Annotated in this window: 15 protein-coding genes; 5 read left to right on the forward strand and 10 right to left on the reverse strand. The window is 73.6% G+C overall.

From position 1 onward, the window contains the following. Positions 1-172 precede the first annotated feature (172 nt). The 4 genes from ACFE7W_RS07415 to ACFE7W_RS07430 form a co-directional block, all read right to left on the reverse strand. Complete coding sequence (locus ACFE7W_RS07415) at positions 173-1,939, reverse strand: hypothetical protein (RefSeq protein WP_375424105.1); 1,767 nt, start codon at positions 1,937-1,939, stop codon at positions 173-175. Positions 1,940-2,144: 205 nt separating this feature from the next. Beyond that, positions 2,145-2,381 (reverse strand): hypothetical protein, encoded by a 237-nt coding sequence (locus ACFE7W_RS07420; RefSeq protein ID WP_375424106.1) that lies wholly within the window; start codon positions 2,379-2,381, stop codon positions 2,145-2,147. Positions 2,382-2,473: 92 nt separating this feature from the next. Further along, the gene (locus ACFE7W_RS07425; RefSeq protein WP_375424228.1) at positions 2,474-3,322 is read right to left on the reverse strand and encodes a sigma-70 family RNA polymerase sigma factor; all 849 of its coding nucleotides are present in this window, start codon (positions 3,320-3,322) and stop codon (positions 2,474-2,476) included. 168 nt (positions 3,323-3,490) lie between these two features. After that, the gene (locus tag ACFE7W_RS07430) at positions 3,491-3,895 is read right to left on the reverse strand and encodes a hypothetical protein (RefSeq protein WP_375424107.1); all 405 of its coding nucleotides are present in this window, start codon (positions 3,893-3,895) and stop codon (positions 3,491-3,493) included. A 317-nt stretch (positions 3,896-4,212) separates the two neighbouring features. Between ACFE7W_RS07430 and ACFE7W_RS07435 the strand changes: the two genes are divergently transcribed. Continuing rightward, positions 4,213-5,721: a sensor histidine kinase gene (locus tag ACFE7W_RS07435; RefSeq protein WP_375424108.1), complete on the forward strand. Its 1,509-nt coding sequence runs from the start codon at positions 4,213-4,215 to the stop codon at positions 5,719-5,721. On the opposite strand, the gene ACFE7W_RS07440 is transcribed toward ACFE7W_RS07435, so the two are convergent. Further along, positions 5,616-6,839 (reverse strand): glycosyltransferase, encoded by a 1,224-nt coding sequence (locus tag ACFE7W_RS07440; RefSeq protein ID WP_375424109.1) that lies wholly within the window; start codon positions 6,837-6,839, stop codon positions 5,616-5,618. The two genes, ACFE7W_RS07435 and ACFE7W_RS07440, sit on opposite strands and share 106 nt — an antisense overlap. 108 nt (positions 6,840-6,947) lie before the next feature. Between ACFE7W_RS07440 and ACFE7W_RS07445 the strand changes: the two genes are divergently transcribed. Further along, a complete protein-coding gene (locus tag ACFE7W_RS07445; RefSeq protein WP_375424110.1) occupies positions 6,948-7,625 on the forward strand; it encodes a response regulator transcription factor in 678 nt (225 codons plus the stop codon). Between the two features lie 15 nt (positions 7,626-7,640). Here ACFE7W_RS07445 and ACFE7W_RS07450 read toward each other — a convergent pair whose 3' ends face one another. Together ACFE7W_RS07450 and ACFE7W_RS07455 are read right to left on the reverse strand one after the other, a co-directional pair. Further along, complete coding sequence (locus ACFE7W_RS07450) at positions 7,641-8,540, reverse strand: DMT family transporter (protein ID WP_375424111.1); 900 nt, start codon at positions 8,538-8,540, stop codon at positions 7,641-7,643. 5 nt (positions 8,541-8,545) lie between these two features. Beyond that, a complete protein-coding gene (locus tag ACFE7W_RS07455) occupies positions 8,546-8,692 on the reverse strand; it encodes a hypothetical protein (protein WP_375424112.1) in 147 nt (48 codons plus the stop codon). Between the two features lie 245 nt (positions 8,693-8,937). On the opposite strand from ACFE7W_RS07455, the gene ACFE7W_RS07460 reads away from it, so the two are divergent. Next, positions 8,938-9,105, forward strand: a complete 168-nt coding sequence (locus ACFE7W_RS07460; RefSeq protein WP_375424113.1) for an Rv0909 family putative TA system antitoxin — start codon at positions 8,938-8,940, stop codon at positions 9,103-9,105. Positions 9,106-9,178: 73 nt separating this feature from the next. On the opposite strand, the gene ACFE7W_RS07465 is transcribed toward ACFE7W_RS07460, so the two are convergent. Next, positions 9,179-9,634 (reverse strand): hypothetical protein, encoded by a 456-nt coding sequence (locus ACFE7W_RS07465; protein WP_375424114.1) that lies wholly within the window; start codon positions 9,632-9,634, stop codon positions 9,179-9,181. A gap of 128 nt (positions 9,635-9,762) precedes the next feature. On the opposite strand from ACFE7W_RS07465, the gene ACFE7W_RS07470 reads away from it, so the two are divergent. Further along, positions 9,763-10,755: an NAD-dependent epimerase/dehydratase family protein gene (locus tag ACFE7W_RS07470; protein WP_375424115.1), complete on the forward strand. Its 993-nt coding sequence runs from the start codon at positions 9,763-9,765 to the stop codon at positions 10,753-10,755. Here ACFE7W_RS07470 and ACFE7W_RS07475 read toward each other — a convergent pair. After that, positions 10,740-11,198 carry a class F sortase gene (locus ACFE7W_RS07475; RefSeq protein ID WP_375424116.1) on the reverse strand — a complete coding sequence of 153 codons (459 nt, stop codon included), beginning with the start codon at positions 11,196-11,198 and terminating at the stop codon, positions 10,740-10,742. The genes ACFE7W_RS07470 and ACFE7W_RS07475 overlap by 16 nt on opposite strands. A 287-nt stretch (positions 11,199-11,485) precedes the next feature. Beyond that, on the reverse strand, positions 11,486-12,313 hold the full coding sequence (locus tag ACFE7W_RS07480) for a DUF4397 domain-containing protein (protein WP_375424117.1): 828 nt from the start codon (positions 12,311-12,313) through the stop codon (positions 11,486-11,488). A 178-nt stretch (positions 12,314-12,491) separates the two neighbouring features. Between ACFE7W_RS07480 and ACFE7W_RS07485 the strand changes: the two genes are divergently transcribed. Further along, entirely contained in the window at positions 12,492-13,145 is a 654-nt protein-coding gene (locus ACFE7W_RS07485) for a fasciclin domain-containing protein (protein WP_375424118.1), read from the forward strand. Positions 13,146-13,179 lie beyond the last annotated feature (34 nt).

Genomic DNA, 13,179 nt, shown 5'->3' on the forward strand with positions numbered 1-13,179 from the left:
CAGCGTCGACGCGTGAGGGCGTCACGCTTCCGTGGGCTGACGATGATCAGGAACCGGGCCATGGTCCGCTCTTGTGGCCAGGTTCCTGATCCTTCGGTGGGTTGAGATGGCTGGTCCGGCTCAGTCTCGGCGGTGTCATCGACCGCGGCCTCACCGCCTGCTGACCGGCGACCTACCGGCGAGGACAGACGGTGAGGTTGGCCGCGGTCAGCACCGGACGGTCGCAGTCGAAGGTGGTGGCGAGGCTCTGCCGGACGGCCGGGTCGGCGCGGTCGAGGTGGATCCAGCCGTTCTGGACCACCGCGTAGCGGGCGCGCGGGTCGGCCAGGCAGGCCAGGTTCTCTCTCAAGCTGGCCAGGCCGTCGACGTCGCGGTACGCGCTGCGCTGCAGGAAGGTCGCGGCGGCGTAGCGGCAGGAGGTGGGCTCGCGCACCCAGTAGGGACGGTCGCCGAAGCCGAGGTAGACCACCGGCGTACCGGGGCCGATCCGGGCCCGGATGGCGGCACCGGCGGCGGCGTCGCGGGTGGCCAGCCGTTGCTCCCCGAGCGCCGTCCGGCCGGCGTTCGCCCCGTCGAAGCTGTAGCCGATGGCCGGCAGCAGCGGCAGCGCCAGGGCCGCCAGCAGCGCCAGCGCCGTGACCGCCCCGGCTGGACCGCGTCGCGCGACCGGCCCGGCCGGTCGGTCCAACCGCTGCGTTCGCCGGACGGCCGTGACCGCCCCAACCGTCGCGCTGAGCGCCACCAGTACCGAGAAGCCGTACGTCCAGGCCGCGAGCGAGTGCCCGAGCAGCACCGCTCTCGGGGACGTGCGCTCGGCGGCCGGCCGGGCCAACAGCCCGGTGAGAACCACGGCCGCGATCAGCGCGGGGGCGACGATCTCGGCCGGGACCCGTCCGGTCCGGCGTACGGCCGAGGCCGCCGCCCAGCCGACCCAGCCCGCTGCGACAACCGGGACGGCCGCGACGTGGTAGCTGAAGTACTGAGCCTGGATGAGGGTGGTCGTCACGCTCAGCGCCACCGCGAGGACGGGCAGCACCAGCGCGGCCCAGCGGGCCCGACCCGGCAGCGTCCCGACCAGGAGCACCACCGCGGCCGGCAGCAGGAGCAGCAGCGGTGACCCGAGGGCCTCGTTGAACGCCAGCGACTGCAGATGGCAGGGGTCGTGGGGTACCGAGAGCGGCGAGCACCACCGAAGGGCGTCGGCCGGCGGGTTGAGCCGTGGGATCTCGGTCAGCCAGCGGCCCTCGTGAGGGACCGCCAGGACTTCGGCGCCGAGCACCAGCGGCAGCAGGACAGCGGCCATCAGAGTGAGCAGGACCAGTCGTCGACGCTCGGTCCGCCAGGTGAGCGCCACCAGCACCAGCCAGGCGGTCGCGGCGGTGCCGGCGGTGGTCCACTTCATCAGCACGGCGGCCACCATCAGGGCCGCCGAGGCGGTCGCCGCCGCCCGTCGTCGCCGGGCCTGGGTCGTCGGGTGCGCGCCCACCCCGACGGCGGAGGCGGCGAGCACCAGCGCGTACCACTCCGGCTGCAGCATCGTCCTCGGTGGCGCCCAGACCAGGGCGGCGAGCAGGGCGCTCCCGGCCGCCGCGGCCTCGGCCCGTCCCAGCCGCGGGGCCAGGGCGGTCGCCAGCGGCCAGACCGCGAGCCCGGCCAGCAGCGCGCTGAGCAGCAACAGCTGGTCCTCGCGGTGAGCACCGACCGTGAGGTGGTCCAGCCCGGCCATCAGCAGCCGGTTGAGCAGGGGCCGGTGGGTCCAGGTCGCTGCGGCCGACCACCCCGTGAGGGCCGTCGCCCGTTCCACGCCGAGGGTGTAGCGGACGTCGCCCCAGAGCTGGAAGGTCGGCATCCGCAGCACGGCCAGCATCGCGGCCAGGCCCAGCCACGGCCACGGTCGGGCGAGCGGTTGCCACACGCGCGGGGTGGCCAGGAGCGGCATGGGACGGAGCATCGCGTGTTGACGTTAGGACGTGGGAGCGAGGAGAACGGGTGTCGCAGGTGTCCGGTGAGTGAACGCTTCCCCGGTTCGAGGCGCGTGAGCCGCTGCTGAGCTGGCCGGTTTCGCCGAGGTACCCCGCACGTGGCTCCGGCACCCCCTCCGGTCGGGTCCGGGGTGCCTCGAACACGCTCGCCGAACGAGGGGCTCAGTCCTCGGGCAGGTCGGCGAAGGTCCTCTTGACGCCGTTGTACCAGTCCATGGACTTCTTGGGGTGGCGCCAGCGGCCCTTCATCGCGGCCCGCGCCTCCTGGTGGGTGGCGTCGCCGGCGCGGTCAGCGTCCTTCAGGTGCTGGTCCTGGGCCTTGATCACCGCGTCGGCGCTCTCCCCGTGGTGCCGCAGGTCGCAGGGGCCGCCCAGCTGGGCGCAGGTCATGGTCTTCATGTGTTCGTTCCTCTTTTCTTGCTTCGTCGATCGTGCGTGGCCGGTCGGGTCTGACGTCTGTCTGACGGTGCGGAGGGCTCGGCTGTGATCGGTCACGGCCGGCGTGACCCCTGGTCGCGTCGGGACAGCCGGGCCAGGAGGTCCGGATCGGCGCGGAAGGTGATGCGCCGGACCGTGCCGTCGACGACGGTGAAGTCGAAGAGCACCTTCGCCTCGCCCCGGTAGAACCAGGCGGCGCCCGGACGGTCGTCGACGAACACCGGTAGCGCGGACTGTGCGCTGCCGTTGAAGAACTCCGCCACCTCGCGCCGCCCGGTGATGCGTTCCGGTGTGCCGGCCGCGACGGCCGCAGCGTCGGCGCCGACAGCCGCGTCCGGGGCCAGCAGCTGGATCAGCCGGTCGAAGTTCCCCTCGCGGGCCGCCGCCATGAACGCGTCGACCACCTCCCACTCGGCCAGCCGGTCCTCCGGCGCGGGCTGCCGGACCTTGGCGCGGGCACGGGAGGCGAGCTTCCGTGCCGCGGCCGTGGTGGTGTCGAGGACCGCCGCGATCGTCGAGAACTCGAAGCCGAAGCTGTCGTGCAGCACGAACGCCACCCGCTCGCCGGGCGAGAGCCGGTCGAGAACCACCGACAGGGCGACGCCCACGGAGTCGGCGAGGGCCACCTCATCGGCGGGGTCCGGGCTGGTCGCGTCCCTCGCCAGCTCCACGTCCTCCTCCGGGACAGGGGTACGGACGCGAAGCCGGTCCAGGCACAGCCGGGTGGTGACGGTGGTGAGCCAGGCGGGCAGGTTCTCGACCACGGTCCCGGACGTGGTCACCGCTCCGTTCAGCCGCAACCACGACTGCTGGACGATGTCCTCGGCCTCGCCCCGGTCGGCCAGCACGCGGGTCGCCAGGCCGAGCAGCCGCGGCCGCTCCGCCTCGAACGCCTCGGTCATCTCCACGGCTCGTCCTCTCCTCGGTGCCTGGTACGTGGTTGACGGTCGGCACAGCACGAGTGTGACGGGCGGGACCCCGGCCGAGGTCACGTCGGCGGACGTGGGCGCTGCGGACCTCGATCGGGGCCGCCGCCCTGGCTACGGGGCTGCCGTGGCACTCGGCATCGGTCAGCGCGAACGGGCACGCAGGCTGGCGAGGAACAGCCAGACGACGCCCCCGGTCAGCAGCATGGCCCCCGGCACGTGGAGGTAGAGGGTGTCGTAGCCCCCGATCGCGGCCTGGATGAAGCCCCAGACGAAGACGCCGAAAGTCAGGGCGGCGAGGCCGAGGGTGATCCGGCCGGTGCGCCACAGCACGAAGGCGGCGATGGTGGCGAGCCCGCTGACCACGTGCAGCAGGATCGCGCCGGCAGCGTGCAGCTGGTCCGGCCCGCCCGAAGGGAAGAGCTGTCCGGCGGTGATGAACTGGAACAGCACGTTCAGCACGGCCAGCCCCGCGAGGACCTGCAACGCGCGCAGCAGCGGCGTCGGGGTCGCGAGGCCGCTCGAGGAGGTGGTGGCGGTCTGGGCCATGGCTGATCCTTCGTCGTGAGGGGTGGGCAGCGGTGCTCGCCCAGGATCCGTGCTGCCGGGCCGGAATCCAAGCGCGACGCTCCGCCGGGCCTCAGCATCCCCCCAGAACGCGTACGCCGTTGCGCCCCTCCTCTGCCGTTGCGCCCTTTCTCTGCCGTTGCGCCCTGTATGCCGGGCGCGACGGTGGCTGAGGGGCGCAACGCCTTCGCCAGGCGCTGCCGAACCCGCCCGACGCGGCCCGCTCCTCAGTCGCGGTTCAGCGGGCGGGGCCTACAGTCGTCCCACCCGCGGCTACCGGCGCGTGGTCGAGGAGGGTGATGGTCGGCTGGGGCAAGCGGCTCGCGGCGCGCCTCGGACCCCGGTTGGGGGTGCGGGCCCGTTCGGTGCTGATCGCCGTCGGCGGGGTCTCGGTCGCACTGCTGATCGGCGGCACCGGACTGCTCTGGGCGCTGCGGAACAACTTGGAGCAGTCGGCCGACGCGGTCGCCCAGCAGCGGGCTGCGGAGGTGGTGACCCAGCTGGTCGAGGAGGGGTTGCCGCGGACCTCGACCGCCTTGGCGGCCCGGCCCAGCAACACCCAGTTCGTCCAGGTCCTCGACCCGTCCGGCCAGATCGTCGCCTACTCCAGCACCCTCGTGGCGGAGCGGCCGCTCTCGACCCAGCGCCCCGCAGCCGGCCGTGACAGCACCGCCGAGGTCGACATCGACAACCTGGGCGAGGGCGGTGAATGGCGGGTGGTCGCCACCGGCGTCAGCACCGGGGGCGGGACGTCGGTCGTCCTGGTGGCCGTCCCGATCCGCGTCCAGCGCGAGACCGTGCAGACGGTGGCGGTCTTCCTGCTCGGCGTCACCCCGCTGCTGCTGCTCGGCGTCGCGGGGTCGGTCTGGCTGCTGGTCGGCCGGGCCCTGCGGTCGGTGGAACGGATCCGGACCCAGGTCGCGGCCATCGACGCCCAGCGGCTGACCGAGCGGGTGGCGGTGCCGCCGACGCGGGACGAGATCGCCGCGCTCGCCAGCACGATGAACGTGATGCTCGACGGGCTGCAGGTCTCGCACCGGTCGCAGCGGGCCTTCGTCTCCGACGCCAGCCACGAGCTGCGTAGCCCGCTGGCCACCCTGACCACGGCCGCCGAGCTCGCGGTGGGTGCCGACGAGGTGACCCGCGACCGGCTGCTGGGCACCATCAACGCCGAGCTGGCCCGGATGCGCGGCCTGGTGGACAACCTGATGACCCTCGCCCGCGCCGACGCGCAGGACCTGCTGCCGAACCGGGCCGACGTCGACCTCGACGACCTGGTGCACGACGAGGCCCGCCGGCTCCGCGCGACCAGCGCCCGTCGGCTCGAGCTGTCGGTGGTGCCCGTCCGGGTCTGGGCCGACCAGCCACGGCTGGCCCAGGCGCTGCGCAACCTCGTGGACAACGCCGAGCGGCACGCGCGGACCACCGTCCGGCTGAGCCTGGCCGTCGAGGCGGGTGAGGCCGTGCTGCGGGTCGACAACGACGGACCGGTGATCGAGCCGGCCGACCGCGAGCGGGTGTTCGAGCGGTTCGTCCGGCTGGACGACAGCCGATCCCGCGACGCGGGCGGTAGCGGGCTGGGCCTGGCCATCGCCCGGACTGCGCTGCGGACCCAGTCCGGCGACGTGGTGGTCGCCGACGCTCCTGACGGCTGGTGCCGCTTCGAGCTCCGGCTGCCGCCGGCCCCGCCCGCCGAACCGGCTCAGGCCGCCGTCGTGAGCAGCTCGTCGCCCGCCGCGGGGACGTCGGTAGGGACTCCGGCGGGAGCGGGGACTCCGGTGGAGCGGACGCCCATCAACCGGGAGTAGCAGTCCTCGAACGCCCCGACCGTGGCCGCCAGGCGGTGTTCCTCCGCGATCCGGCGGCTCCGACGGCCCAGCGTCGTCCGCAGCCCGGGGTTGCCGAGCACCCGGGCCAGCAGCCGGGCCAGGCCCGCGACGTCACCCGGGGTGTAGCGGTAGCCGTTCTCGTCCTGGTGGACCAGGTGCGGCAAGGCCATCGCGTCGGCGGCGACCACCGGGCGGCCGGACGCCATTGCCTCCAGGGTCGCCAGGCTCTGCAGCTCGGCGGTGCCCGGCATCACGAAGACGGCAGCGCGGCCGTAGGCCCGGACCAGCTCGGCCTCGTCCACCCGGCCGCTGAAGGTGACCCGGTCCCGCAGTCCCAGGGCGTCGGCCCGGGCTTCGAGCTCGCCGCGCAGGCTGCCCATGCCGATGATCTCGAGGCGGGAGGCGAGGTCGAGCGGCAGCAGGGCGAAGGCCGCCAGCAGCTCGTCCACGTGCTTCTCGTGCTCCAGCCGGCCGACGAACAAGACGGTGCCCGAGTCCGCGGGGTCCCAGCCGTCGACGCCGTAGCGGTCGAGGTCGATGCCGCAGGAGATCGGCTGGGCGGCCGGTAGCCGGGTCGCGGCGGCCAGCAGGTCGACCGCGCGGGGGGTCGGCGCGCTCAGCAGGTCGGCGCCGACGAAGACCCGCTCGAGGTCGCGCCAGGCCAGCCGCGTGGCCGTCCGGGGAAAGCGCCGGACCACCGGGACATGCGGCAGCAGGTTCTCGGGCATGAAGTGGTTGGTCGCCATCACCGGCACGCCGGTCTCGCCCGCCGCCCGCAGCAGCGCGCGACCCAGCCCGAGGTGGGACTGGACGTGCACCACGTCGGGGCGGGCGATCTCCAGGATCTGGCGCACCTGCCGCCCGACCGACCAGGGCGGGCAGACCTGCATCCTCGGCCGTCCCGGCAGGCTCGCCGAGCTCAGCCGGTGCACCCGAACACCGTTCTCGAGGCACGTCCGGTGCCGGCCGTCGCCGGCCGGCCACAGCAGGTCGACGGTGTGCCCGTTCGCGGTGAGGCCCGCGGCCAGCCGGGTGGTGAAGGTGGCGGCACCGTTGGTGTACTCCGGGTACTGGTCGGCGCCGAGCAGGATCTTCATGCGGTGCTGGTCTCCATGCCGACCACGCTCGCTGATGGTGGCTGTGCCGAACCTGAGTCCCGACGGGTCCTCAGGTGGGACTCAGGAGCGGCCGGGCACGATGGTTTCATGCGGGTGCTCCTGGTCGAGGACGAGGTCCGGCTGGCCGGCGTGGTCAAGGACGGTCTCGCCGCTGAGGGCTTCGTCGTCGACGTCGTGTCCGACGGGATCACCGGCCTGTGGGCCGCCACCGAGAACAGCTACGACGCGATCGTGCTGGACATCATGCTGCCCGGCCTCAACGGCTACGACGTGCTCAAGCAGATCCGCAGTCGCAAGATCTGGACGCCGGTGCTGATGCTGACCGCGAAGGACGGCGAGTACGACCAGACCGACGCCTTCGACCTCGGGGCCGACGACTACCTGACCAAGCCGTTCAGCTTCTTGATCCTGATGGCCCGGCTGCGGGCGCTGGTCCGCCGCGGCGCACCCGAGCGTCCGGTGCTGGTCACCGTGGGCACGCTGGTCCTGGACCCGGCCCGGCGGGTGGTGGCTCGCGGTGGGGTGCCCGTGGCCCTGACCGCCCGCGAGTACGGCCTGCTGCTCTACCTGATGCGGCACGCCGGCGACGTGGTCAGCAAGGCCCAGATCCTCGACAACGTCTGGGACTCCGCCTACGAGGGTGGGGACAACATCGTCGAGGTCTACGTCGGCTACCTCCGCCGCAAGCTGGACGCACCGTTCAACCTGAACACCCTGCGGACCGTCCGTGGCCTCGGCTACCGGCTGGACCCCGACATCCACTAGCCGGTCAAGGGCCGGTCAGGAGCCCGGACGGGGTGCCGCCGACGCGTCGGCCGGGTACGCCCGGGCGAGCAGCACGACGCCGGAGCTGGCCACGACGGCGCAGCCGGCGGCCGCGAGCAGCAGCGGACCGCTCAGCGCGACGCCGTCGTGCAGCAGCAGCCGGCCGGCGGCGACCGCGGTGACGGGGTCCACCAGGGTCAGACAGCACAGGACGACGTGGGCCGAGCCGGTGAGGTAGGCCGTCTGCATCGCCCACAGCCCGACCGGCAGGGCGACCACGATGGCGAGGCCGCAGACCGTGAGCAGCGGCAGCTGCCCGGTGACCGCACCGCTGCTGATCAGCTGGCCGGCCAGCCGGACCAGCACCGAGACGAGCCCGAAGAGCACGGCCGACCCGGCGGCCAGGGTCGCGCAGCGCAGCAGCGGGCCACCCAGGCCGCCGGTCAGCGCGGCCGTCGCGGTGAGGACGGTGGCGGCCAGGACCACCGCGCCCAGCACGAGGGGCCGGGGCAGCACGACCGGCTGGGTGGCGGGCAGCAGCAACAGGACGGTCAGTGCGGCGATGCCGCCGACGCTGAGGACCGAGCCCAGCACCTGGCCGGGCGTGGGGCGACGGTGCGCGGCCCAGGCGCTGGCGACCACGGTGACCGGGACGGCCAGCACCCCGACCGGCTGGACCAGGGTGATCGGCGCCAGGGCGAGGGCCGCGACGTGCGCGAGACCACCGGCCAGCCCCTGGGCGGCCCCGAGCAGCCAGGCCGGCTGGCGGGCCAGGCGCCAGAACGCGCGGAGCCGGCCCAGTCCCGTCCGAGGTCCGGTGACGGTGGCCAGCACGGCCACCTGCTGACGGAGGGCCGCCAGGCCGAAGAGCACGGCGCCCAGGGCGGCGAGCGCCACCGCCAGCGTGTGGTCCAACGCCCTCAGCCCGCCGCGGGTTCGCGGAAGAGGCCGACGCTGCCGGCCGCGTCGGCCGGGCGTCCGTCGACGATGCCGGTGCGGGCGTCGAGGGGTGGCTGGATCTCGTGGCGTTGCACCGCGACGTAGACCACGAGCACCACGATAGTCACCCCCGTCCTGCGGCCCCGGTCCCGTCGCCGTCGCCGAGCGGCCGGGTCAGCCGGGCGAGGCGGCCGGGCGCGGTGGTATCGGAGCTGGCGGGTGCCCACCAGCGTGCGGGATGGTTGCTGAGCGGTACCTGAACGAGGGGTTGTCGGTCGTCCCACGGGGACGCGGTGTTTGGCTGCAGCCGCGGACGGGCAACGTCTCGGCGGACGGCGGCAACCGTCGTCCGCGACCACCAGAAGGAGATCTCATGGGACTGGACGAGCTGAAGGACAAGGTCGGCGGCGAGGGCCTGGAGAAGGCCAGCGACGCCGGGATCGAGAAGGCCGGCGACGCCGTGGAGGACAAGACCGGCGGCAAGGGCGGTGAGCAGATCGAGCAGGGCGAGCAGCTCGCCGACAACAAGATCGGCGAGTAGCCGACGTCTCCTACCGACCGACCTGTCAGGGCTCCCGGGGGGACACCGTCCTCCGGACGCTCTGACGGGTCGGTCAGGACCGGCGGGGCCGGCCGAAGTCGAGGATCTCCACGCGGGGCGCGTACTGGCCGGCGCCGCTGCCCCGACCGGCCACGGCGACCTCCGGCGTCCAGGCCGGCTCGACGTCGGATGCTGTCGGCGGGTAGCGGGCGGCCTCGCCCAGCTCGGCCAGCTCCGCGAGCAGCTGACCGTACGCCAGTCGGTTGCCCGTCTGCCGGACAGCCGACTGGTGGCTGTCGTCGGCCAGGATTCGCCGCAGCCGGGCGACGTGCTGGAGCAGCCGCTGCCGACGCAGGGCGTGGTAAAGGTCGAGGACATCGGGGTCGGCCTCGGGCTCGGCGGTGAGCGCGAGCAGGATCCGCTCACCGAGCGTCGCCAGGGCGCGGCGGGCAAAGGCGAACTGGTACAGCACCAGGGCGAGCAGCAGGCAGACCAGCGAGGACCACGCGCCCACCTCGTGACCGGTCACGGGGCCTCCTCGTCGTCGAAGGACCACCGGCGGGACCCTGGCTGGAGGTCCGTCGCCTCCCGACCACGGTAGACCCGTTCAGGCTGGGTCGTCGCGGGCTGTCGGCCGCGTTCTCTAGGATCGCGGGCATGTCTTCCCTCTCCGTCCTCTTCCTCGGTGGCACCGGCATCATCAGCTCCGCCTGCACGGTCCGCGCGCTCGCGCTGGGGATGGAGGTGAGCGTCCTGAACCGCGGCACGTCGACCACCCGGCCGCTGCCGGAGGGCTGCCACAGCCTCGTCGGGGACCTGTCGGACGCGTCGAGCTTCCGGGAGGCGGTCGGGGACCGCGAGTTCGACGTGGTGGCCGACTTCCGGGCCTTCGTGCCGGCCGACGTCACGTCACGGCTGGAGGTGCTCGAGGGTCGGATCGGCCAGTACGTGTTCATCAGCTCGGCGTCGGCCTACCAGACCCCGCCCGGCCGGCTGCCGGTGCGCGAGTCCACGCCGCTGCGCAACCCGTTCTGGCAGTACTCCCGGGACAAGATCGCCTGTGAGGACCTGCTGGTGGCGGCGTACCGCGACCGGGCCCTGCCGGTCACCATCGTCCGGCCGTCGCACACCTACGACCAGACCCTGCTGCCTTTCGACGGCGGCTGGACGGTGGTGGACCGGATGCGTCGGGGGGTCGAGGTCGTGGTGCCGGGCGATGGCACCTCGCTGTGGACGCTGACACACCACACCGACTTCGCCCACGCCTTCGTCGGGCTGCTCGGCCAGCCGGCGGCGCTGGGCGAGAGCTTCCACATCACCTCCGACGAGTGGCTCGCCTGGAACGAGATCTACACCACCGTCGCGGCCGCGGCCGGCGTGGAGCCGCGCCTGGTGCACGTGCCCTCGGACGCCATCCACGCGGCCGACCCCCGTTGGGGAGCCGGGATGCTCGGCGACAAGTCGCACTCGATGATCTTCGACAACACGAAGGTGAAGCGGCTCGTACCCGACTACGTCGCCAGCGTCCCGTTCAGCCGGGGTGCGGCCGAGATCATGGCCTGGTACGGGGCCGACCCCGCCCGCCAAGAGGTCGACGCCGCGATGAACGCCACCATGGACGACCTGGTCGCGCGTTACCGGGTCGGCTGAGCCGTCACCACGATGTTGTCGCGGTAGCCGGTCTGCTGGCTGAACGGTCCGCCGCAGGTCAGCACCGTGAGGCCCGGCGGACCGTCGGTCCGGAAGAGCTGGTCGAGGGGGATCCGCGACTTCGGCACGTCCGCGACGCTCGTGACGGTGTAGCGGCGGGTCCGGCCGGTCGCGTCGGTGACGGCCAGCCCGGCGCCGCGGCGCAGCTGCCGGAGCCGGGCGAACGGGCCCAGACCCTCGGTCCGGGTGTCGACGTGCGCGGCCAGCACGGTCGTGCCGGCCGGGTCGCCCGGGCGGGAGCCGTAGCGGTACCAGGCGACCTCGCGGTTCGTCTCGGGGAGCTGCATCAGGCCGTCGTCGCTCACGCCGGTCCGGACCACCGGGAGGTCGACCCCGATGCTGGCGGCCGCGAACCGGGCGGGCGCCGGGCGCTCCGGGGCCACCGGGGGGACGGTCGCGCGGTACTGCGGCACCGAGGGCACGCGCTCGGCGCCGGAACGACGCGCCGGGGAGGGGCTCGGGGGCCGTGTCGGGACGTCCTGACCCGCTGACGGACCCCCCGACGACGCGGTCGGCGGCGGACCGGGTGGGAAGGCCTCGCCCCCACCCGGCCCGGTCGCACACCCGCCCACCATCACGCTGGTGAGCAGGAGTGAAAGCAGGAGGGCAGCCGGGACAGGCGCGGTGTGCATCGGCACCGGGTGGTCTCCGACCACCCTCCTGCAGGACCTCACCGGGCAGCGGCCGCCCGGGTCGCCGTGAGCCGACGGCGTCCGACCAGGGCCCCGGCGCCGAGCAGCAGGACGCCCCCGGCGAGCAGCGGCAGCGGACTGCGGTCGGCGGCGAGCCCGACCTCACCGGCGTTCACGCCCCCGGGCCCGGAGTGCAGGCCCGAGATCGTCTGCACGGCCAGGTCCAGGTTGTCCTGGTCCAGGCTGCCCCAGGCGTAGACGATCGTGTTGACGCCGTCCTCGACCGCCACGTCGGCCGGTCCGATCAGGGCCTTGGTCTTCCCCGTGGCCGTGACCGAGGCGCTGACGGTGCCGGCGGCCAGGTCGAGAACCTCCTCGTCCGGGTTGGCGAGGTCGCTCACCACCGCCGTGCCGCCGGCGCGGACGTCGACGGCGGGTGCCGCGGCCACGTGCCGTACGGTCAGCCGACCCTGCCCGGCTGCGGTCTTCGAGACGTCGTTGCGGTACAGCGTGGCCGTCGGGTCGCCGTTCTCCTTCAGGTGCGCGACCGCGGTGTAGTTGCCGCCCGCGGCCAGCTTGAGCTTGACCGGTCCGATCGCCGGATCGGAGTCGTCCTTGGCGTCGCCCTTGGTGACGGCGACGGTGTACGTGCCCGCCGCGAGCTTCAGCGGGCCGGCCATCATGCCCGGCTTGAAGTCGTTGAGGGTGCGCTGGCCGTTGACGTACACGTCGACGGTCAGCCCGGGGACGCCGTGGAACACCGACAGCTGGGCGTCGGCGGCCGCGTGGGCGGGGGTGGTCAGGAGCGTGCTGCCGGCCAGGACGAGCGTGCCGGCGGCCGCGAGGGCGAGAATGCGGGACCGCATGTCTTCTCCTTCGTCGTTGAGGGACTGTGATGCCTGCTCTGCGGTCGCCGACGCCCTCCGGATGCGTTCGTCGGTCGACGGGAACTCCCGGGTTGTCGATGCATCCGGGCAGGTCCGGCGAGCGCAGAGGGGGTACCTGCCCCTCTCGGGGGCGCCACCCGCAGCAGGAAGGCCCGTCATGACCTTTGGACGACTCGCGAGGCTGGGCACCGTGCTCGTTCTCGCCGCCGCGACCACGCTCGCCACCGTGGCCCCGGCCAGCGCGCACCGCCGCTCCGAGCCCGCGCCCCCGACCGGCACCGCCAGCCTGGCCACCCTGCTGGCCGCTGACGGCTCGGGCTTCGACCGCAACCCGCGCGACTTCGACATCCTCGACAACGCGGTCACCGCCGTGCTGACCGCGAAGCCGTCCAGCCCGGTCGCCGTCCTCGCCGACGGCAACACGGCCCTGACCGCCTTCCTGCCCGACGACCGGGCTTTCCGCCGCCTCGCCTACGACCTGACCGGGCACCGCTACCGCAGCGAGGCCCAGGTCTTCAGCGTGCTGGCCACCAAGCTCGGCGTCGACACCATCGAGAGCGTGCTGCTCTACCACGTCGTCCCGGGCGCCACTATCGGCTACCGGGCGGCCCGGGCCGCGAACGGGACCGTGCTGACCACGGCCCTGACCGGCTCGTCGCTGACGGTCAAGGTCTACCGCTGCCGCTTCGTCTCGCTGGTCGACGCCGACCCCGACGCCCGGAACGCGTTCGTGGTGGCCCCGGACCTCAACGCCGGCAACCTCCAGATCGCCCACGGCATCGACCGCGTGCTGCGTCCGGTCGACCTCTGAGGACTCCGGCGCGCTGAGGGGGGAGACGGCTCTG

The organism is uncultured Friedmanniella sp., from assembly GCF_964244285.1.
Taxonomy (GTDB): Bacteria; Actinomycetota; Actinomycetes; order Propionibacteriales; family Propionibacteriaceae; genus Microlunatus.